The sequence below is a fragment of the Streptomyces sp. NPDC001492 genome, from assembly GCF_053597275.1.
The window spans coordinates 1-20823 of record NZ_JBSFHW010000021.1 but is presented as its reverse complement, the minus strand read 5'-3'; the positions used below and the strand labels follow the sequence as shown (position 1 = coordinate 20823).

Here is a 20823-nt window from a genome sequence, read left to right as displayed (position 1 = left end):
GGGGGCGTAGCCTTTATTCCCGCTGTCCATCACCTTGTGAAGCGGAAGAGGGCGGTTGCCGCCGTGTCGCCACAGTCCCCCAGTAACTCGAGCATCTCGACCGACGCAGACCAAGCGGGCAAGAACCCCGCTGCGGCGTTCGGCCCCAACGAGTGGCTCGTCGACGAGATCTATCAGCAGTACCTCCAGGACCCGAATTCGGTAGACCGAGCCTGGTGGGACTTCTTCGCCGACTACAAGCCGGGCGCGGCTGCCGCCTCGGCCCCGGCGGGTACTGCGGCCGCGGGGGCCGCAGAGACCACCACCCCGGCACCCGCCCCGGCGGCGCAGGCCCCGGCCGCCCCCGCGGCTCCCGCGCCGGCCCCCGAGGCCCCGAAGCCCGCGGCCGCCGCTCCGGCGCCCGCCCCCGCGAAGCCGGCCGCCGCGGCTCCCGCCCCGGCTCCGGCGAAGCCCGCCGCCAAGGCCGCGCCCGCGACCGGAGCCGCCGACGGCCCCGAGCTGGTGCCCCTGCGCGGTCCCGCCGCCGCCGTCGCGAAGAACATGAACGCCTCCCTGGAGCTGCCCACGGCCACGTCCGTGCGCGCGGTCCCGGTGAAGCTGCTGTTCGACAACCGCATCGTCATCAACAACCACCTCAAGCGCGCCCGGGGCGGGAAGATCTCCTTCACGCACCTGATCGGCTACGCGATGGTGCAGGCCATCAAGACGATGCCGTCGATGAACTGGCACTACGCGGAGAAGGACGGGAAGCCCACCCTCGTCAAGCCGCCGCACGTCAACTTCGGCCTCGCCATCGACCTGGTGAAGCCCAACGGCGACCGCCAGCTGGTCGTCGCGGGCATCAAGAAGGCCGAGACGCTGAACTTCTTCGAGTTCTGGCAGGCCTACGAGGACATCGTCCGCCGCGCCCGTGACGGCAAGCTGACGATGGACGACTTCACCGGCGTCACGGTCTCCCTGACCAACCCCGGCGGCCTCGGCACCGTCCACTCGGTCCCGCGTCTGATGCCCGGTCAGTCGGTCATCATGGGCGTCGGTTCCATGGACTACCCGGCGGAGTTCCAGGGCACCAGCCAGGACACCCTGAACAAGCTCGGCATCTCGAAGGTCATGACGCTCACGTCGACCTACGACCACCGGGTCATCCAGGGCGCCGCCTCCGGCGAGTTCCTGCGGATCGTCGCGAACCTCCTGCTCGGCGAGAACGGCTTCTACGACGAGATCTTCGAGGCCCTGCGCATCCCCTACGAGCCGGTCCGCTGGCTCAAGGACATCGACGCCAGCCACGACGACGACGTCACCAAGGCCGCCCGCGTCTTCGAGCTGATCCACTCCTACCGGGTCCGCGGCCACGTCATGGCCGACACCGACCCGCTGGAGTACCGCCAGCGCAAGCACCCCGACCTGGACATCACCGAGCACGGACTGACGCTCTGGGACCTGGAGCGCGAGTTCGCCGTCGGCGGCTTCGCCGGCAAGTCGATGATGAAGCTGCGCGACATCCTCGGCGTGCTGCGCGACTCGTACTGCCGCACCACCGGCATCGAGTTCATGCACATCCAGGACCCCAAGCAGCGCAAGTGGATCCAGGACCGGGTGGAGCGCCCGCACTCCAAGCCGGAGCGCGAGGAGCAGCTGCGCATCCTGCGCCGGCTGAACGCGGCGGAGGCCTTCGAGACCTTCCTGCAGACGAAGTACGTCGGCCAGAAGCGCTTCTCCCTGGAGGGCGGCGAGTCCGTCATCCCGCTGCTGGACGCGGTCATCGACTCCGCCGCCGAGTCCCGTCTGGACGAGGTCGTCATCGGCATGGCCCACCGCGGCCGTCTGAACGTGCTCGCCAACATCGTCGGCAAGTCGTACGCGCAGATCTTCCGCGAGTTCGAGGGCAACCTCGACCCGAAGTCGATGCACGGCTCCGGCGACGTGAAGTACCACCTGGGCGCCCAGGGCACCTTCACCGGCCTGGACGGCGAGCAGATCACGGTCTCGCTGGCCGCGAACCCCTCCCACCTGGAGACGGTCGACCCGGTCATCGAGGGCATCACCCGCGCCAAGCAGGACATCATCAACAAGGGCGGCACGGACTTCACCGTCCTGCCGGTCGCCCTGCACGGCGACGCGGCCTTCGCGGGCCAGGGCGTGGTGGCCGAGACCCTGAACATGTCGCAGCTGCGCGGCTACCGCACCGGCGGCACGGTCCACATCGTCATCAACAACCAGGTCGGCTTCACCGCCGCCCCGGAGTCCTCCCGCTCGTCGATGTACGCGACGGACGTGGCGAGGATGATCGAGGCCCCGATCTTCCACGTGAACGGCGACGACCCGGAGGCCGTGGTCCGCGTCGCGCGGCTGGCCTTCGAGTTCCGCCAGGCGTTCAACAAGGACGTGGTGATCGACCTCATCTGCTACCGCCGCCGCGGTCACAACGAGTCGGACAACCCGGCCTTCACCCAGCCGCTGATGTACGACCTGATCGACAAGAAGCGCTCGGTGCGCAAGCTCTACACCGAGTCCCTCATCGGTCGCGGCGACATCACCCTGGAAGAGGCCGAGCAGGCGCTCCAGGACTACCAGGGCCAGCTGGAGAAGGTCTTCACGGAGGTCCGCGAGGCCACGGCCCAGCCGGGCGTCGCCCCGGTCTCGGACCCGCAGGCCGAGTTCCCGGTCGCCGTGAACACCGCGATCTCCTCGGAGGTCGTGAAGCGGATCGCCGAGTCCCAGGTCAACATCCCGGACTCCTTCCACGTCCACCCGCGTCTGCTGCCGCAGCTGCAGCGCCGGGCGACGATGGTCGAGGACGGCACGATCGACTGGGGCATGGGCGAGACGCTGGCCGTCGGCTCCCTCCTCCTGGAGGGCACCCCGGTCCGCCTGTCCGGCCAGGACTCCCAGCGCGGCACCTTCGGCCAGCGCCACGCGGTCCTCATCGACCGCGAGACGGGCGAGGAGTACACCCCGCTCCAGTACCTCGCCGAGGACCAGGCCCGCTACAACGTCTACAACTCCCTGCTCTCCGAGTACGCGGTCATGGGCTTCGAGTACGGCTACTCGCTGGCCCGCCCCGACGCGCTCGTGCTGTGGGAGGCGCAGTTCGGCGACTTCGTCAACGGCGCCCAGACGATCGTCGACGAGTACATCTCGGCGGCGGAGCAGAAGTGGGGCCAGACGTCCGGCGTCACCCTGCTCCTCCCGCACGGCTACGAGGGCCAGGGCCCGGACCACTCCTCGGCCCGGGTGGAGCGCTTCCTCCAGCTCTGCGCGCAGAACAACATGACGGTGGCCATGCCCACGCTCCCGTCGAACTACTTCCACCTCCTGCGGTGGCAGGTGCACAACCCGCACCACAAGCCGCTGGTGGTCTTCACCCCGAAGTCGATGCTGCGCCTCAAGGCCGCCGCGTCGAAGACGGAGGAGTTCACCTCGGGTCAGTTCCGCCCGGTCATCGGCGACTCCACGGTCGACCCGGCCGCGGTCCGCAAGGTCGTCTTCGTGGCGGGCAAGCTGTACTACGACCTGGAGGCCGAACGCACCAAGCGCGGCGCCACGGACATCGCCATCGTCCGTGTCGAGCGGCTGTACCCGCTGCCGGGTGCCGAGCTCCAGGCGGAGATCGCCAAGTACCCGAACGTCGAGAAGTACCTGTGGGCCCAGGAGGAGCCGGCGAACCAGGGCGCCTGGCCGTTCATCGCCCTCAACCTGATCGACCACCTCGACCTGGCGGTCGGCGCGGACGTCCCGCACGGCGAGCGCCTGCGCCGCATCTCGCGCCCGCACAGCTCGTCCCCGGCCGTCGGTTCCGCGAAGCGGCACCAGGCGGAGCAGGAGCAGCTCGTCCGCGAGGTGTTCGAGGCGTAACCGCTCCACAGGTCATGCGCGGCTGGGCCGCACTCCCGCTTCCGGGGGTGCGGCCCAGCCGTTTCGGCCCACTTATCCTTGACCCCATGTACTTCACCGACCGAGGCATCGAAGAGCTGGAGAAGCGGCGCGGCGAGGAAGAGGTCACCTTCGAGTGGCTCGCGGAGCAACTGCGCACGTTCGTCGACCTCAACCCGGACTTCGAGGTACCGGTGGAGCGACTGGCGACGTGGCTGGCACGGCTGGACGACGAGGACGACGAGTAGGAGCCCGGGCAGCCCGGCTCCAGGGCCGCCCGCGCGGCGGCCCCATTGGCGTGCCTGTCGGCCTCAGGACACTGGCGCGCCTCAGTCCCAGGGCGCTCGTCGCCACAGCCCGGTGCGCCTCAGTCCCAGGGCAAGCGACTGGCGACGTGGCTGGCACGGCTGGACGACGAGGACGACGAGTAGGAGCCCGAGCAGCCCGGCTCCAGGGCCGCCCGCGCGGCGGCCCCATTGGCGTGCCTGTCGGCCTCAGGACACTGGCGCGCCTCAGTCCCAGGGCACTCGTCGCCACAGCCCGGTGCGCCTCAGTCCCAGGGCACTCGTGTGCTTCAGTCCCTGGGCACTCACTTCCCTGAACCTCAAGCCTTTTGCAGCCCTCGCTCCCAGAGCTGCACAGCCCGCGATCCCAAGACTTTCGCAGTCCAGGGCTCACGTGCGCTTCAGTCCCAAGGCTTCGCGGCCCGTAGTGGCAGGGCTCAGGAGCACCTCAGTCCGAGGGCATGCATCTCCCTGAGATCCAAGGCTTTCGCAGCCCCGGCCCAGAGCCACACGACCCACGGCCCCAAGGCTTCCCGGCCCGCAACCGCCGGGCTCAGGTGCGCCTCAGCCCCAAGGCTCCTGTGCGCTGTCCCTGAGTCCCAAGTTTTCGCAGCCCCCCGGTTCGAGCCACACGGCCCGCGGTCCCAAGGCTTCCCGGCCCGCAGCGCAGGGCCCACGTGCGCCCCAGTCCCAAGGCATTCACTCCTCTGAGCCCCAAGCCTTTCGCAGCCCCCCCCGGCCCCGGGGCTACACGGCCCGCAGTCCCAGGGCTTCGCGGCCCGCAGTCCCAGGGCTCACTGCGCCCCAGCCCCAAGGGGCCATTCACGTTCCGAGCCCCGACGCTCACGCACCCCCCGACCCCAGAGCTGCACCACCCACGGTCCCAAGGCCCGCGTCGTCCTCAGTCCCACGGTCGCACCAGGTCGTACGTGAGCCCCAGCGCCCCGTGCGCCAGCAGCAGCGCACCGGCCGCGGTCCAGCCGCCGCTGCGGCGCCACAGGCCCCAGGCCGTGAGCGGGAGTCCGGTCGCCACCTGGGCCAGGGCGAGGGCACGCGCCCGGGGCGTCCCCGACCACGGCAGCCACGGGCCCGGGTGGTGGCTCCCGACGGCGTCGAGTTCCGCCCGTACCGCCTCGCGCCGGCCCGGCCACTCGGTGGGGCGGGTGTCCGACAGGGCGTGCGCGGCCTCGCGGAGGCGGTCGGCGGATTCGCCGGGAGTGATGCCCTCGGGGAGCGCGACTCCCGCGCGCGTGAGGACGGCGATCAGGGCGTGCAGGCGGGCGCGGGCGTCGGTTCCGGGGGCGGGTTTCGTGAGCTGGTCCAGGTCCTGCACGTCGAGCACCGGGTCCAGGCCGAGTCGGGCGGCGAACGTACGCATGGCCTCGTCCTCGCCGGCCGGGGTGCCGTTCGCGAGCCAGACGTAGCCCACGGGGCGGCGGAAGCCCGACGCGAGGGTGAAGCCCGCGCGGGCGGCGTCCCACCACAGGGCGAGTACGGGCCAGGATGCGCCGACGGCGAGAGCGGCGGCCCAGCCGGTCAGGACACGGTCGACGGGTTCGCCGCCGTGCAGCCAGGGCCGGCCCTCGGGAAGGAGCACGCTCCAGGTGTCGCCCGCCGGGGCGAGCAGCATGGGGTCGCGCAGCAGATGGGCGGCGGGGGCGACGGACTCGGGCCGCGCCCGGCACAGGAGCAGGGCACCGACGTTCGACATGGTCACACGCTAGGGCGATATGCCCCCTTTGGTCATTTCCGGTGTCCCGGAGATCGCCAGAACGGGTGTCTTGACTTTCCCGGCCCGCGATATATCGTGAATTACAGGAGACGCGATATGGCGCGTTGTGACGGGGAGGTCTGCACCATGTCCGAGTGGTCTGTCGGTGAGCCGCGGAAACTCACCTTCGACAAGCCTGTGAGTGAGCTCCACGTACGCATCGTCAACGGAACGGTGAACGTGGTGGGCACGGACGAAGGTTCCGCCCGACTGGAGGTCTCCGAGATCGAGGGACCCCCGCTGCTGGTGAGCCAGCAGGGCGGCACGCTCACCGTCGCGTACGACGACCTGCCCTGGAAGGGCTTCCTCAAGTGGCTCGACCGCAAGGGATGGCGGCGCAGCGCCGTCGTCTCCCTCGCCGTCCCCGCCGACACGCGCGTGGAGGTGGGCGTGGTCGGCGCCGCGGCGGTGGTCTCGGGGATCGACGGGCGTACGGAGGTGAAGGGAGTCACCGGGGACACCACCCTGGTGGGGCTGACGGGCCCGGTGCGCGCCGACACCGTCTCGGGGAACCTGGAGGCGCAGGCCCTCCGCGGCGACCTCCGGTTCAACTCCGTCTCCGGGGATCTCACCGTGGTCGAGGCGGGCTCCTCCGTCAAGGCCGACTCGGTGAGCGGCTCGATGATCGTCGACCTCGATCCGGCGAGCCGCCCGACGAACATCGTCCTGGCGAACGTCTCCGGCGAGATCGCCATCCGGCTGCCCCACCCGGCGGATGCGGAGGTGGAGGCGAACACCGCGAGCGGGACGGTGTCCAACGCCTTCGAGGATCTGCGGGTCAGCGGCCAGTGGGGCGCCAAGAGGATCACCGGCCGGCTCGGCTCGGGCAGCGGAAGCCTGAAGGCGACGACCGTCTCGGGCTCGATCGCCCTGCTGCGGCGGCCCCCCGCGGAGGAGGAGCCGTGGGACGTGGCGCCGGAGGACATCGGCCCCCTGGTCGAGGACACGCCTCCGGCGGGTGCGGAGCCGGCCGCGGAGACCGGCCCGGCGAGCACCCCGGCGGAGGGCCCGCGCAACGGCTCGGGGGACAATTCCGTTTCCGGCCAGGACGACGACTCGACCGACGCCCCTGCCGACGGCACGACCGACAAGAAGGTGCTCTGACATGCCTCCCGTCTTCGCCCACGGCCGCCTCCGCCTCTACCTCCTGAAACTGCTGGACGAGGCCCCGCGCCACGGCTACGAGGTGATCCGCCTCCTCGAGGAGCGCTTCCAGGGTCTGTACGCACCGTCGGCAGGCACCGTCTACCCCCGCCTGGCGAAGCTGGAGGCCGAGGGCCTGGTCACCCACACCACCGAGGGCGGCCGCAAGGTGTACGCCATCACGGACGCGGGCCGCGCCGAGCTGGCCGACCGCGGCGGCGAGCTCGCCGACCTGGAGCTGGAGATCCGCGAGTCGGTCGCGGAACTGGCCGCCGAGATCCGGGCCGACGTACGCGGTGCGGCGGGCGATCTGCGGCGCGAGATGCGGGCCGCGGCCACGGAGGCCCAGCGGGGCGCCGGCGGCAAGGGGCGCGGCGAAGGGGACGGCTCCGTCGGTGACTTCGGGGAGTACGGCGACAAGGAATCCTGGCGTGCCGCGAAGGAGGAGATGCGGCGCGTCAAGCAGGAGTGGAAGGAGCAGGCGCGGCGCGCCAAGGACGAGAGCCGCCGGGCCCGCGAGGAGGCCCAGCGCGCCCGCCGCCAGGCCAAGGAGGCGCAGGAGCAGGCACGGGCCCAGGCCCAGGAGGAGCTGCAGCGCATCGCCAGGCGGGTGCAGGAGCAGGTGCAGGACCACTTCGCGCGGGGCGACTGGCCGACGGGGGTGCGGGAGGGCCTGACCGAACTGGCCAAGGAGTTCGGGGACTTCGGGAAGGACTTCGGCCGGGAGTTCGGAAAGGACTTCGGGTTCGGACGGGGCGGCACCGGCACCTCGGCACCGCGGCCCGAGTACTCGCACACCAAGGAGGACTTCCCGGCGCAGTACGAACCGTCGTGGGCGCACGAGGCCACCACCGGAGACCCGTCCCGCGACCTCGACCGCCTGCTGGACCGGTTCCGGGACGACATCCGTGACGCGGCCCGGGACCACGGCGTCACGGACGAACAGCTCCGTGACGCCCGGCGCCATCTGTCGACGGCGGCGGCACACATCGGAGCGATGCTGCGCACACCGAGGGCGTGAGCGCCGGCGGGCCGCTTTCCGCGAAGTCGGGCGTCACCCTTTCAGGTGCACTGCCAGAGGAAGCGGCCCTCCTTGCCGTCCGGCGAGAGGAAGGCATAACCGACGCCCGCGTCACCGAAGTTCACGTGGAAGGGCAGCTTCCCGGAGTCGAGCTGGACCACCAGTTGCCATCCTTCTCCGGGCGTCTCGTCGCCCTGGAGCCAGTGCGGTTCGACACCGGGCCCGCCGAGGAACTGCCAGGGCCGACGGTCCTCTTCCGCGGAGGAGTGCTCACCGGAATGCTCACCGGAGTCGATGTGCCGCGGCAGATGGTCGGCCCCCGCGCTCGGCCCGTCCGCCCGTCGCTCGACGGTCACGAAGTCCGGGATGTGACCGCCGGGTTGAATCACCAGGGCGTTCTCCCCGCCCTCCGGCTCCCAGGTGCCGTCGACGTACTCCCCCTCGTCCCCGGTCATGAACAGACAGGCGAGCCGGCCGCCCTCCAGGGCGAACTGGCCCAGGAACTCCATCGGCCGGCCCGTCTCGCGCGACAGCGGCCACTGCGGCTCCTCCAGCCACACGGGCTGCCCGCCCACCTTGGTCACCGCCTCCCGCACGGCCCCGTCCGCGGGGGCGAACACCAGCGGCACGGGCTCGGACACGGTCATGAGAACTCCTTCGAAAGACCAGGCCAACCTCGGCAGGCCCCACCCTAGAACCCGCCACGGACACCCCCGGCCCCGTCATGTGCGCCCGGTCATCCGGCCCTCGCCTCACCCCCCCCCGCAGCTGACACATGCTGACGGCCGGCCCGAAGCCGGGCCGGCCGTCAGCATGCGCGGACAGGAGAGGTCAGTCGTTGGTGAGCACGATCTTTCCGAACTGCTCGCCCGACTGCAGGCGTTCGAAGCCCTCCCGCGCCCGGTCCAGAGGCAGCAGCTCGTCGATGACCGGGCGTACCCCCGTCGCGGCGCAGAAGGACAGCAGGTCCTCCAGCTCGTCCTTGGTGCCCATCGTGGAGCCGACGACCTTGAGTTCGAGGAAGAAGATGCGGGTCAGTTCGGCATGCGAGGGCCGGTCACCGCTCGTCGCGCCCGAGATGACGAGCGTGCCGCCCGGCCTCAGCGACTTCACCGAGTGCGACCAGGTGGCGGCGCCGACGGTCTCGATGACGGCATCGACGCGCTGCGGCAGCCGCGCCCCCGACTCCAGCGCCTCGACGGCACCCAGTTCCACGGCGCGCTTGCGCTTGGCCTCGTCCCGGCTGGTGGCGAAGACCCGCAGCCCCGCCGCCTTCCCGAGCACGATCGCAGCCGTCGCGACCCCGCCGCCGGCGCCCTGCACGAGGACCGAGTCACCGGGACGTACGCCCGCGTTGGTGAAGAGCATGCGGTACGCCGTCAGCCAGGCAGTGGGCAGACAGGCTGCCTCCGCGAAGGACAGCTCCTTGGGCTTGGGCAGGATGTTCCAGGTCGGCACGGCGACCTGCTCGGCGAACGTGCCCTGGTAGTGCTCGGTGAGGATCGAACGGGGTTCCCTGGGGCCGACGCCGTGACCGCTCTGCCCGATCACGGAGTGCAGGACGACCTCGTTGCCGTCCTCGTCGACACCGGCGGCGTCGCAGCCGAGGATCATCGGCAGTTTGTCCTCGGACAGGCCCACGCCCTTGAGGGACCAGAGGTCGTGGTGGTTGAGGGAGGCGGCCTTGACGTCGACGACACTCCAGCCGGGCCGGGCCGCGGGAGCGGGCCGGTCCCCCAACTCGAGGCCGCTGAGCGGCTGATCACGGTCGATTCGGGCGGCGTAGACGGCGAACATGACCTTGACGATAGGCGGCGACTCGGACCGACGGAACCACGAGGCCCTGTGACACACGCCCTCTTGTCACGGGCGACATGTTGATGCCGGTCGGCACACCCGGCCCGTCATGGGGGTCCCCCGCTCGAGCGAAACCGAGAGTGGGGAGTGTGAGGACGAGGCCTTTCGGGCCGGGTCTGGGGGCACAGCCCCTGGACCAAGCCCTCACCGATGCGCACCCCCCCCCCACGGCGAAACCCACCCACCGGAAACGTTCACCCTTTCAGCCACCCGAACGGGTGGGCGGATGGGCAAAAAATGGCCCCGCCCGGACGGGCGGGGCCATCAATGCCGACGGCGGATCAGCGCCGGGCAACACCCTCCGCACGGGCCGCGGCCGCCACAGCCGCCGTGACGGCCGGAGCCACCCGCTCGTCGAACGGCGACGGAATCACGTAGTCCGCAGCAAGGTCGTCCCCGACGACCCCGGCCAGCGCCTCGGCCGCCGCGATCTTCATCCCCTCGGTGATCCGGGAGGCCCGAACCTGCAGCGCACCCGCGAAGATGCCCGGGAACGCCAGCACGTTGTTGATCTGGTTCGGGAAGTCCGACCGTCCGGTCGCCACGACCGCCGCGTACTTGTGCGCGACGTCGGGGTGCACCTCGGGGTTCGGGTTGGCCATGGCGAACACGAACGCGCCCTCGGCCATCGAGGCGACGGCCTCCTCCGCGACCGTACCGCCGGAGACGCCGATGAAGACGTCCGCACCCTCCAGAGCCGCCTCCAGCGACCCGGTGATGCCGGCCTTGTTGGTGAAAGAGGCGAGCTCCCGCTTGACGTCCGTCAGGTCGTCCCGGTCGGCCGACACGATGCCCTTGCGGTCGGCCACCGCGACATCCCCGATACCGGCTTCGACCAGCATCTTGGCGATGGCAACACCGGCCGCGCCGGCACCCGAGATGACGGCCCGCAGATCCGCGATGGACCGCTTGCTCAGCCGCGCGGCGTTCCTGAGGGCCGCCAGCGTCACGACCGCCGTACCGTGCTGGTCGTCGTGGAAGACCGGGATGTCCAGCCGCTCCTGCAGCTTCCGCTCGATCTCGAAGCACCGCGGCGCCGAGATGTCCTCGAGGTTGACGCCACCGAAGGACGGCGCGAGCCGCACGACGGTCTCGACGATCTCGTCGACACCGGTGCAGTCGAGCGCGATCGGCACGGCGTCGACGCCGCCGAACTGCTTGAACAGAATCGCCTTGCCCTCCATCACCGGGAGGGAGGCCTCGGGGCCGATGTCCCCGAGTCCGAGCACCGCCGTGCCGTCGGTGACCACGGCCACGACGGACGACTTCCACGTGTAGTCGTGGACGAGGTCCGGCTGCTCGGCGATGGCGCTGCACACCTTCGCAACGCCGGGCGTGTACGCCAGGGACAGGTCGTCCTTGTCACGGACCGGCACGGTGGCCTGCACGGCCATCTTGCCGCCGCGGTGCAGCGCGAACGCCGGATCGAAGGAATCGAGGGGCTCGGCCCCGCCGTCCTGATCCGTATTGCTGTCGCTGCGAGGATTGACGATCTCCGCTGCCACTTTGTCTTACCCCTTAAGTCTTCATTGGTTGAGGGTGGCCACTCCTGGTGAGGGGTGGGCGGGCACCGCGTCAGTCCCGGTCGGTGTTGCGTACGGGTCCTGCGCGACGGGCGCGCCGCACACGCGCCCTGAGCCCCGGATGAGGGGTGTAAAGAACCTTCTTACCGGACGCACCAGGCCAAGGACGAGTCCAATAAGGGCAAGGTCACATCGCGGAACCCGAAGGTCACATCTCGGCCACAAGGTTCGTCCCGAAAAATAGGGACACGTCCTCGAGGATTCCGCGACGGGCCCTTGACCGGCGGTCGAACAGTGATCAACGCCTCGGAGTGCAGGTCCGCATCCCGAGATGCGTCGAAGATCTTCCGGCCGGAAGGCCGGATTCCCGCAGATGGTCCGGCCATGTTGTACCGGCCTGGTGCGGTTCGGGGGTCACCCGTTATCCGATTTTGACATGACGGGTCCCCTGAACGGCTTAGTCCGAATGGCAAGATGCCGTAAACCCACGAGGTCGCGACACCCGATGGTGTGTGTTCTCGTCGACCCATCGGCAACTCCACCGATCCGCCGGAGGAACCCAAAATGACCGCAGGCTCCACCCGTCGTACGACCGCCGCACCCACTCGTCTGGCAGCGGCCGGTGCGATCGCGGTCGCAGGCGCCCTGATCCTCACCGGCTGCGGTGACCAGACCAACAGCAATGACGGGGGCAAGAAGGAGTCGGGCAACAGCGCCCCCCTCTTCTCCAAGCTGCCGAAGAAGATCCAGGACGCCGGTGTCATCAAGGTCGGCACCAACGCCGAGTACGCCCCCATGGAGTCGACCGAGGGCGGCAACATCGTCGGCGTCGACCCTGACCTGGGCGAGGCTCTGAGCAAGCAGCTCGGCGTGAAGTTCCAGTGGACCTCCGGCTCCTTCGACGGGCTGATCACGGCGGTCAACTCCGGTCGCTACGACGTCGCGATCTCGTCCATCACGGACAACAAGCAGCGCCAGGAGGGCCTGGACGACAAGGGCAAGAAGCTCGGCCAGGGCGTCGACTTCGTCGACTACTTCGTCGCGGGTACGGCCATCTACGTGAAGAAGGGCAACCCCGAGGGCGTCAAGGGCATCGAGGACCTGTGCGGCAAGACGGCCGCCGTCCAGCGGGGCACCACGTACGAGAAGGCCCTGCAGGACCAGTCCGCGAAGTGCAAGAGCTCGGGCAAGAAGGCCATCGACATCGAGTCCTTCGACAACGACACCGAGGCCCAGACGCGTGTGAAGTCCGGCGGCGCGGTGGCCGGCATCAACGACTACCCGGTGGCGATCGACCTGGCCCGCAAGGCCGGCGGTGGCAACGTCTACGAGGTGATCAACAAGCAGTACGACGCCGGCCCGTTCGGCATCGTCCTCAGCAAGAAGAACACCCAGCTGCGTGATGTGCTGAAGGAAGCCGTCGACGCGATCATCAAGGACGGCTCGTACCAGAAGGTCCTGGAGAAGTGGGGCGCGCAGTCCGGCGCGATCGACAAGTCCGCGATCAACGGCGGCAAGTGAGCCGGGCGCACCACTGAAGGGCAGTCACGTGACTGACAAGTTCGACAAGTCCCCTGCGGACACGCCACCCGCGGGTGAGGTCTCCGCATCGGAGTCCGTCACCCCGCCGGAGGCCATCAAGGCGATCCCGGTGCGGCACTACGGGCGGTGGGCCAGCGGCATCATCGTCATCGCGCTGCTCGTGGCCCTCGTCTTCGCGTTCTCGCAGGGCGACATCCAGTGGCACGCGGTCTCCGACACCCTCTTCGACTCCTCGGTCGTCAAGGGCGCGGGCCGCACGCTGCTGATCAGCGTGCTCGCCATGGTCATGGGTGTGGTGCTCGGCATCGTGCTCGCCGTGATGCGGCTCTCGAAGAACCCGGTGACCAGCTGGGTCGCCTGGCTGTACATCTGGTTCTTCCGCGGCACCCCGGTCTATGTGCAGCTGCTGCTCTGGTTCAACCTGGCGCTGATCTTCCCCGTCCTCAACCTCGGTCCGATCTACAAGGACGAGATGGTGGACGTCATGACCCCGTTCATGGCCGCCCTGCTGGGCCTCGGCCTGAACGAGGCCGCGTACATGGCGGAGATCTGCCGCGCCGGTCTGCTGGCCGTCGACGAGGGCCAGACGGAGGCCGCCCACGCGCTCGGCATGAGCCACGGCAAGACGTTGCGCAGGATCGTGATCCCGCAGGCGATGCGGGTCATCGTGCCGCCGACCGGCAACGAGTTCATCAACATGCTGAAGACCTCGTCGCTGGTGTACGTGGTGACGTACAACGAGCTGCTGCGCTCGACGTCGGCGATCGGCTCCACCTCGTACGCCGTGATGGAGCTGCTCTTCGTCGCCTCGATCTGGTACCTGGTGATGACCAGCGTGTTCAGCGTCTTCCAGTACTACCTCGAGCGCTACTACGCACGCGGTTCCAGCCGCAGCCTGCCGCCGACCGTCTTCCAGAAGATCAGGGCGAACCTGTTCTCGAAGGGCAGCCCGAGGGGGGCGATGTGATGACCGCCATGGTGAAGTCCGAGGGCGTGCACAAGTCCTTCGGCGCCGTCGAGGTCCTCAAGGGCATCGATCTCACGGTGAACACGGGTGAGGTCTTCTGCCTGATCGGCCCGTCCGGCTCCGGCAAGTCGACGTTCCTCAGGTGCATCAACCACCTGGAGAAGATCAACGCCGGCCGGCTGTACGTCGACGGCGACCTGGTCGGCTACCGCCAGAAGGGCGACAAGCTCTACGAGCTCAAGGACAGCGAAGTCGCCCTGAAGCGCCGGGACATCGGCATGGTCTTCCAGCGCTTCAATCTGTTCCCGCACATGACGGCGCTCGAGAACGTCATGGAGGCCCCGATCCAGGTCAAGGGCATCAGCAAGTCCCAGGCGCGGGAGCGCGCGGGTCAGCTGCTCGAGCGCGTGGGCCTCGCCGACAAGGCGAAGAACTACCCCTCGCAGCTCTCCGGCGGCCAGCAGCAGCGCGTGGCCATCGCCCGCGCGCTGGCCATGGACCCGAAGCTGATGCTCTTCGACGAGCCGACCTCGGCCCTCGACCCGGAGCTGGTCGGCGACGTCCTCGACGTCATGCGCGACCTGGCCGAGTCCGGGATGACGATGGTCGTCGTCACCCACGAGATGGGCTTCGCCCGCGAGGTGGGCGACAGCCTGGTCTTCATGGACGGCGGCGTGGTCGTCGAGTCGGGCAACCCTCGCGACGTCCTGACCAACCCGCAGCACGAGCGGACGCAGTCGTTCCTGTCCAAGGTGCTGTAGCAGTACGACGGGAAAGGGCGGTACAGACATCCTGTACCGCCCTTCTCAGTTCCGGCCTTCTCAGTTCCGGCCTTCTCAGTTCCGGCCGGCCGGTATCACTTCAACGCCAGCAGCAGCGTGTCCGCCGGCGAACACCACACCGCCCGGGCCTCCCCGAACCCCTTCTCCCGCAGCACGCGCGCGTGCCACTGCGGCGAGGGCATGTCGCCGTCCGCGTGGTCGCCGTAGATCTCGAAGCGGCGGGCCGTCGGGCCGGCGAGGGCGGGGTCCTTGGCGGCGAGCTGCCACCACTGGGACCAGTCCAGGGCTCCCTCCCGCGTGGCCTGATCCATGCGGGCGTGGCGCAGGCCGCGCTCCGCCGCGTTGATCCGGGGCGTGGTCTCGTCGATCATGTGGTCGGCGTTCATGAAGACGCCGCCGGGGCGGACCAGCCCGGCGATCCGGCCGTACAGGGCCGCGAGGGGGGCGCTGTGCAGCCAGTGGAGGGCCGTGGCGGTGAGCACCGCGTCGTACGTCTCGTACGGCAGCCGCGCCGGCCAGTCGGGGTCCTTGAGGTCGGCCTCGACGAAGGTGACCCGGTCGTCGCCCTCGAAGGTGCCGCGGGCGATGGCGAGGAGCGCGGGGTCGAGGTCGATGCCGGTGCTGGTGGCCTTCGGGAAGCGGGCGAGCAGACGGGCCGTGATGCTGCCGGTGCCACAGGCGAGGTCGAGGACGCGCGGCTCGGGGCCGACGCAGGCCTCCACCATGTCGAGCATGATGCGGAAGCGCTCCTCGCGGTCCGGCATGTACCACTCCTGCTGCCGGTCCCAGCTCACCTGCCAGGCCTGCCAGTCGGTCCCCGTCGTACCGGTTCCGGTTGCAGTGGTTTCCGTCATGGAATCCCTCTCCCCTCATCTGCGTAATACCCTGGAAGTGCAGGCAGTCATTACCTCTTCGCACCCACGACCATAGAGCGCCTCCGTAAGGACCACAAGTGGAACTGGCCTATTACTCGGACTATGCCGTACGACTCGTGAACAGCGAGGAACCGGCCCGGGGCAAGGACAACCTGACCTCCGTCGAGGCCGTCCGCGACCTGTTCGGCGGCAACGCGTCGGCGGCACGCCGCGCCACCGATGCCGACGTCACCCGCTTCCGCTCGGTCAGGGCCCGGCTGCGCGCGGTCTTCGAGGCCGCCGACAAGGGCGACGAGACGCTCGCCGTGGACCTGCTGAACTCACTCCTGCTGGAGTTCCCGGTCAGCCCGCAGATCTCGGGCCACGACTTCCGGGACGAGGACGGCCGGCCGCTGTGGCACATGCACCTGGCCGACCACCCCTCGAACGCCACCGCCGGCTACGCGGCCATCGCGGCGATGGGCCTGGCCTTCCACCTGACGGAGTACGGCGTCGACCGGCTGGGTCTGTGCGAGGCGGCGCCGTGCCGCAACGCCTACCTGGACACCTCCACGAACCGCTCCCGGCGCTACTGCTCCGACCGCTGCGCGACCCGCGCCAACGTGGCCGCCTACCGCGCCCGCAAACGCCTGGAGGCCGACCGGTCCGACAGCACGGGCCTCGCCGCCGAGAGCACCCAGCGCGCCAGCGCGAACGGGGAGCGCTGATCCGCCTTCAGCGGCCGGTAGCGAAAGCGCACCTTGCCGAGGACCAGGTCCTCCGGGACGGTCCCGTAGTCCGTGCTGTCGCCGCCCGCGTAGGCGTTGTCGCCGAGCACCCACCAGCCGCCGTCGCGCCGCTCGGCGGCCCGCTTCACGACCAGCAGGTCCTGCTGGAACGGATGCCGCAGGACGACCACGTCACCCGGCCTGATCCGGGCGCCGTACTGCACCACGAGCCGGTCCCCGTGGTGGAGCGTGGGCACCATGGACGGACCGGTCACCTCGGCCGCTCCGAAGGGCAGCAGTGCCCGCCCGCGCTCGATCTCCTGCGACAGCTCCGGCATCCCCGGCACCTCCCCGGTACGTTCCTCCACCAGTCTCAGTCTGACCCCGGACTTTTGTCCTAAGCCCATGGGGGCACTCGCGAAAACCCGTCTCGCAGGGAGTAATGTCCCACCTGAGAAGACGATCACGAGGAAGGAATGCTCCATGCTTTCCCGCCTGTTTGCCCCCAAGGTCAAGGTCAGCGCACACTGCGACCTGCCCTGCGGTGTGTACGACCCGGCCCAGGCCCGCATCGAGGCGGAGTCGGTGAAGGCCGTGCAGGAAAAGATGGCCGCCAACGACGACCCGCACTTCCAGGCTCGCGCCACCGTCATCAAGGAGCAGCGCGCCGAGCTCGCGAAGCACCACGTCTCCGTGCTCTGGAGCGACTACTTCAAGCCCCCGCACTTCGAGAAGTACCCGGAGCTGCACCAGCTGGTCAACGACGCCCTGAAGGCCCTCTCGGCCGCCAAGGCCTCGACCGACCCGGCCACGGGCCAGAAGGCTCTGGACTACATCGCCCAGATCGACAAGATCTTCTGGGAGACCAAGAAGGCCTGATCTTTCATCATGCCTTCTGACCTGCGATTTCTTTGGTTGCAGCGTCTCCCGGTCCGCACCCGGTCCGCAGGCCGCCGAGAACGGCGTCCCTGACGGTCCGGGTGCGGTCTTCTTCGCCCGCACAGGTGCGCGTAGATCCGCAGCGCGATGACGGCGGACGCGTGGCCGAGGACCAGCTGGACCTGCTTGACGCTCGCTCCGCCGGCGATGAGGGCGGAAGCGTAGAAGTGGCGCAGGTCGTGGGTCACCATGTGCGGCAGTTCGACGGGCTTGCGGGCCTCGCGCTCGGCCGCCTCGTTCTCCGCCTTCTGCAGTTCCTTACGAGCGCAGTTCCATTCGGTCTTCCAGCAGCGATAGTTGAGCGGTTCGCCTCGGGCAGCGGCCCTGGGGTGTTGCCTCCGGCCTGGCGGTGGTCCGCTCGGCGGGCGGCACCGTGCGCCGGCTCCGGGGCGAGTCCGGTCTTGAGGTGGTCGTCGCCGGCACGGCGGCTATGGTCGACGCGGTCAGCGGCTGGGGGCCTACCGGTCCGTGGCCTACGTGAGGGGAGGGCGGTCGTGATCGCGAGGTCGGTCCTCCAGTCGCGGGGTGGGTACCGGGTGACGTACCGGCATCAGCCGGAAGCCCGGGGTCCGGAGCCCGCACCCATCGGCTAACCCCACCACAGCCCCACCCACGCCGGATCACGAACCGGCCTTGCGGGGGCGGCCCTGCGCCGAGGGGCGGCGAGTGGGGCCGACCCACAAGGCTTCCTGCCCTGCGGGAGCTGACAAACGCAGAAGCACCCAGGGGCACCGCCCTGTCCGTCCACTGCCCAAGAGCTCCGCGACGTCGCCCGGCAGCCCAACCACCGACCCGCATCGCGGTCGGCGACAAGAGCCCCGCCGAGGCCATGAGTGAATGCCCCACAGGCCCATTGACCAGGTGATTCCCAACCACTATGGGAATCCGCCGACACGCAAGTCAATCGGCATCGGCGACGACGGATCCGACGCGCTCAGCCAGGCTCGGGTCGCGGCGGACCAGGAGGGCTGCGTAGCCGACGGCGGCGAGGAGGGCGGCCAGGGCGGCGTAGGGGAACCAGTTGTACGGTGCGGGCTGGCCGGGCTTGGCGAGGTAGTAGAGCGGGACCAGGATGGCCACCGTGCCGAGCGCGGGCAGTACCAGATGCCGTACCTTCCGGAACTCCTGGGGGCGGTATCGGCGGTAGTACAGCGGCAGGGCGATATTGGACGCGAGGTAGACCAGCAGGATCAGGATGGCGCCCAGCGTCGAGGACTCGGTGAAGAAGACCACCGGGTTCATCGAGCCGCCGTCGGGTCCGAGCAGGTGGCCCAGGGCCCAGCCTCCGATGATCAGCAGCGAGGTGACGGTGAAGGTGACGATCGCCTTGTTCGGTGTGCGGCGAATGGGGTGGACGTAGCCGAGGAAGGACGGGAGCAGTCCTTCGCGTCCGGCATTGAACACCAGGCGGGCCTGGGAGTTGATGCCCGCGACCAGAACGCCGAGGGTCGAGGTCAGGCCTCCGAGGTAGGCGACGAACGCCAGCGCGCCAAGGGTGTGGTGGGCGACGTCGATGAAGGGCGTGGGAGAGTCGCCGAGCCGGGCCACGTCGTAGCCGAAGCCGGTCAGGGTGGAGTAGGCGAAGAGGATGTAGCTGACGGTCATGATGGCGACGGAGGAGAACACTGCGCGGCCGACGTTGCGCCGCGGGTTCTCTGTTTCCTCGGCGAGTGCCGCGGAGTTCTCCCAGCCGACGAACATGTACACGGCCAGGGGGAAGCCCGCTGCCAGGCCCTTGAAGCCGTGGCTGATGTGGCTGGGCAGGAAGGGGGCGGCCGAGAGAGCGCCGCGGTGTTCGACGATCGCCGCGACCGACACGACGACCAGCATCAGCATCTCCACGCCGAAGAAGTAGCCGGCCCACTTGGTGGAGACCACGACGCCGCGCAGCATCAGCACCACGGCCAGACCGGTGAGCAGCAGCGTCCAGATGATCCAGGGGAGGTCGACCCCGGTGTAGTGGTGCAGGGTGATCTGCACGAACCCGCCGGAGATGGAGATGACACCGGCCATCGCGACGATGTAGCCCAGCGTCGCCAGCAGGGCCGTGGTCACCGCGCTGACCGGCCCGAACGTCTTGCCGACGAAGGTGACGAAGCTGCCCGCGGAGGGGTGCGCGCGGGAGAACTGGGCGAGCGTGTTGCCGAGCAGCGCGACCGCGACGCCCGCGGCGACGATGGTCAGCGGAGACCCCTCACCCGCGGTGGTGGCCAGGAAGGTGAAACTGAAGAAGAAGCTCATGGCCGGGCCGACGTTGGCCATCGTGGCGGCGGCGATGTCCGCCATCCCGAGAACTCCGCCCCGCAGGCGCTGGGGCGCGCCGATGGCGGGTCCCGACGTCGGCGGCGGGCCGACGGCTCCGGGCTTGGGCATGGCAGCGTCTCCTTGTGCGGTGTGGCGGTGCGCAGTGGGGGGCGCGGGGGTGTCTGCGGTCGGGTCGCAACAACGGGATGTCAGCTGGGGTGGGCCTCTTGGTGGCTCTGTTGGTGTGCCTTCACCGCCCGCACGGCCGGATCCATCGCTCCCCGGCCGAGTTCTGCCAGCAGTTCGGCGTGGCAGCGGTTCCGCGCCCGTATCACCTCGGGTGTCGGTGCGGGCGCCAGCAGGCTGAGCCGGCCCAGCAGGTCTGCGGCGAACTCACGGACCCCGGGGCCGCCGAGAGCCTCGGCGAGGTCGAGGTGGAAGAGCGTCTCCAGTTCGAGCAGTCGTGAGGGGTCGTCGGTCAGGTCCATCTCGTCGACCAGCGCCTGTAGTTCCTCAAGCGGCCCGGCCGGTACCTCGTCGGCGCTGTGCGCCACGAGACCGCATTCGAGCAGCAGGTGGAAGGCGTCCAGCGAAGCCGTCTCCTCGGCGTCGTGCATCAGGGCTACGACGGCGTCCCACTCCTCCGCCACGAAGGTCCCGCCGGCGCGGCCCCGCCTGCGGTCGAGCAGGCCGTCCTGGCACATGCCCTCCAGCGCACGGCGCACGGTGATCTCGCTGATCCCCAGCTCCTCGGCGAGGACGCCGGCGTCCGGCAGCCGGTCCCGGGGTGACACTGACCCCAGACGCACCCGCAGGGCGATCCGCGATCGGACGAGTTCCGAGCCCGTCGGACCCCTGCCGGGCAGGAGACGGGTGTCCCCGCCGCCGTACGGTCCGAACTTGCCCGCTGCATTCACCACGGCGCCACTTTAACGGCCTGCTGAGCGGGGTCACGGTGTTGCGCATAGGGGCTCCCAGGGGGCCGGTTCCGCGATGCGCCAAAAAATAGAGCATGCTGAACACTTAAACAAGACGACCATGCCTTGTTTTTTTAGATCGCAGTGAACTAATTTCCGGTCTCGGCACCTGCAGCCCTCGTCCGCTCTCCCTCAATGGATGTCGAGATGACCACACGTCCCCCTGTTTCCGCTCCGGACCCGGTGACCACCACCGGGGCCGCCTCCGCAGGCTCCGGTCTTCAGGCCGGCCTGAAGAACCGCCATCTGTCGATGATCGCGATCGGCGGTGTCATCGGCGCCGGCCTGTTCGTCGGCTCCGGCTCCGGCATCGCCGCC

17 protein-coding genes and 2 pseudogenes are annotated in these 20823 nt (G+C 69.5%); 10 read left to right on the top strand and 9 right to left on the bottom strand.

Features of this window, described 5'->3' with window-relative positions; translation table 11 throughout:
- Positions 1-63: 63 nt before the first annotated feature.
- Positions 64-3855, top strand: coding sequence for a multifunctional oxoglutarate decarboxylase/oxoglutarate dehydrogenase thiamine pyrophosphate-binding subunit/dihydrolipoyllysine-residue succinyltransferase subunit (locus tag ACWC1K_RS25590; RefSeq protein ID WP_450834539.1), 3792 nt, complete (start codon positions 64-66; stop codon positions 3853-3855).
- An 86-nt stretch (positions 3856-3941) separates the two neighbouring features.
- Entirely contained in the window at positions 3942-4121 is a 180-nt protein-coding gene (locus tag ACWC1K_RS25585; protein ID WP_003992906.1) for a DUF6104 family protein, read from the top strand.
- A 937-nt stretch (positions 4122-5058) separates the two neighbouring features.
- Here ACWC1K_RS25585 and ACWC1K_RS25580 read toward each other — a convergent pair.
- Positions 5059-5868: a hypothetical protein gene (locus tag ACWC1K_RS25580; protein ID WP_450834538.1), complete on the bottom strand. Its 810-nt coding sequence runs from the start codon at positions 5866-5868 to the stop codon at positions 5059-5061.
- 147 nt (positions 5869-6015) lie between these two features.
- Between ACWC1K_RS25580 and ACWC1K_RS25575 the strand changes: the two genes are divergently transcribed.
- A complete protein-coding gene (locus ACWC1K_RS25575; RefSeq protein WP_450834536.1) occupies positions 6016-7032 on the top strand; it encodes a DUF4097 family beta strand repeat-containing protein in 1017 nt (338 codons plus the stop codon).
- Between the two features lies 1 nt (position 7033).
- Positions 7034-8092, top strand: coding sequence for a helix-turn-helix transcriptional regulator (locus tag ACWC1K_RS25570; RefSeq protein ID WP_450834534.1), 1059 nt, complete (start codon positions 7034-7036; stop codon positions 8090-8092).
- A 41-nt stretch (positions 8093-8133) separates the two neighbouring features.
- Here ACWC1K_RS25570 and ACWC1K_RS25565 read toward each other — a convergent pair whose 3' ends face one another.
- The 3 genes from ACWC1K_RS25565 to ACWC1K_RS25555 all read right to left on the bottom strand — a co-directional run bounded on the left by ACWC1K_RS25565 (position 8134) and on the right by ACWC1K_RS25555 (position 11454).
- Positions 8134-8739: a hypothetical protein gene (locus tag ACWC1K_RS25565; protein ID WP_450834533.1), complete on the bottom strand. Its 606-nt coding sequence runs from the start codon at positions 8737-8739 to the stop codon at positions 8134-8136.
- A 184-nt stretch (positions 8740-8923) separates the two neighbouring features.
- On the bottom strand, positions 8924-9889 hold the full coding sequence (locus ACWC1K_RS25560; protein ID WP_450834532.1) for a zinc-binding dehydrogenase: 966 nt from the start codon (positions 9887-9889) through the stop codon (positions 8924-8926).
- A 341-nt stretch (positions 9890-10230) separates the two neighbouring features.
- Positions 10231-11454, bottom strand: coding sequence for an NAD(P)-dependent malic enzyme (locus ACWC1K_RS25555; RefSeq protein ID WP_450834531.1), 1224 nt, complete (start codon positions 11452-11454; stop codon positions 10231-10233).
- 582 nt (positions 11455-12036) lie between these two features.
- Here ACWC1K_RS25555 and ACWC1K_RS25550 point away from each other — a divergent pair.
- The 3 genes from ACWC1K_RS25550 to ACWC1K_RS25540 are packed head-to-tail and all read left to right on the top strand — an operon-like array spanning position 12037 to position 14742.
- Positions 12037-12993 carry an ABC transporter substrate-binding protein gene (locus ACWC1K_RS25550; protein ID WP_450834529.1) on the top strand — a complete coding sequence of 319 codons (957 nt, stop codon included), beginning with the start codon at positions 12037-12039 and terminating at the stop codon, positions 12991-12993.
- Between the two features lie 28 nt (positions 12994-13021).
- Complete coding sequence (locus tag ACWC1K_RS25545; RefSeq protein ID WP_450834527.1) at positions 13022-13981, top strand: amino acid ABC transporter permease; 960 nt, start codon at positions 13022-13024, stop codon at positions 13979-13981.
- The gene (locus ACWC1K_RS25540; protein WP_450834526.1) at positions 13981-14742 is read left to right on the top strand and encodes an amino acid ABC transporter ATP-binding protein; all 762 of its coding nucleotides are present in this window, start codon (positions 13981-13983) and stop codon (positions 14740-14742) included. Before ACWC1K_RS25545 ends, ACWC1K_RS25540 begins: the two co-directional genes overlap by 1 nt.
- Before the next feature lie 95 nt (positions 14743-14837).
- Here ACWC1K_RS25540 and ACWC1K_RS25535 read toward each other — a convergent pair whose 3' ends face one another.
- Positions 14838-15617 (bottom strand): class I SAM-dependent methyltransferase, encoded by a 780-nt coding sequence (locus tag ACWC1K_RS25535; RefSeq protein WP_450834524.1) that lies wholly within the window; start codon positions 15615-15617, stop codon positions 14838-14840.
- 98 nt (positions 15618-15715) lie between these two features.
- Between ACWC1K_RS25535 and ACWC1K_RS25530 the strand changes: the two genes are divergently transcribed.
- Positions 15716-16345 (top strand): CGNR zinc finger domain-containing protein, encoded by a 630-nt coding sequence (locus tag ACWC1K_RS25530; RefSeq protein WP_450834523.1) that lies wholly within the window; start codon positions 15716-15718, stop codon positions 16343-16345.
- On the opposite strand, the gene sodX is transcribed toward ACWC1K_RS25530, so the two are convergent.
- Positions 16249-16683, bottom strand: a complete 435-nt coding sequence (gene sodX, locus ACWC1K_RS25525; RefSeq protein ID WP_123970629.1) for a nickel-type superoxide dismutase maturation protease — start codon at positions 16681-16683, stop codon at positions 16249-16251. The two genes, ACWC1K_RS25530 and sodX, sit on opposite strands and share 97 nt — an antisense overlap.
- Before the next feature lie 145 nt (positions 16684-16828).
- Here sodX and sodN point away from each other — a divergent pair, with 145 nt between their 5' ends.
- Positions 16829-17224, top strand: a complete 396-nt coding sequence (gene sodN, locus ACWC1K_RS25520; RefSeq protein ID WP_020123534.1) for a superoxide dismutase, Ni — start codon at positions 16829-16831, stop codon at positions 17222-17224.
- Between the two features lie 7 nt (positions 17225-17231).
- Here the strand turns inward: sodN and ACWC1K_RS25515 are convergent.
- The 3 genes and pseudogenes from ACWC1K_RS25515 to ACWC1K_RS25505 form a co-directional block, all read right to left on the bottom strand.
- Positions 17232-17598, bottom strand: a pseudogene (locus ACWC1K_RS25515) (tyrosine-type recombinase/integrase); the annotation flags it as partial.
- Positions 17599-18184: 586 nt separating this feature from the next.
- Positions 18185-19657 carry an APC family permease gene (locus ACWC1K_RS25510; protein ID WP_450834521.1) on the bottom strand — a complete coding sequence of 491 codons (1473 nt, stop codon included), beginning with the start codon at positions 19655-19657 and terminating at the stop codon, positions 18185-18187.
- A gap of 80 nt (positions 19658-19737) precedes the next feature.
- Complete coding sequence (locus ACWC1K_RS25505) at positions 19738-20448, bottom strand: FadR/GntR family transcriptional regulator (RefSeq protein WP_450834519.1); 711 nt, start codon at positions 20446-20448, stop codon at positions 19738-19740.
- A gap of 204 nt (positions 20449-20652) precedes the next feature.
- Between ACWC1K_RS25505 and ACWC1K_RS25500 the strand changes: the two are divergent.
- Positions 20653-20823: pseudogene (locus ACWC1K_RS25500) on the top strand (amino acid transporter); the annotation flags it as partial.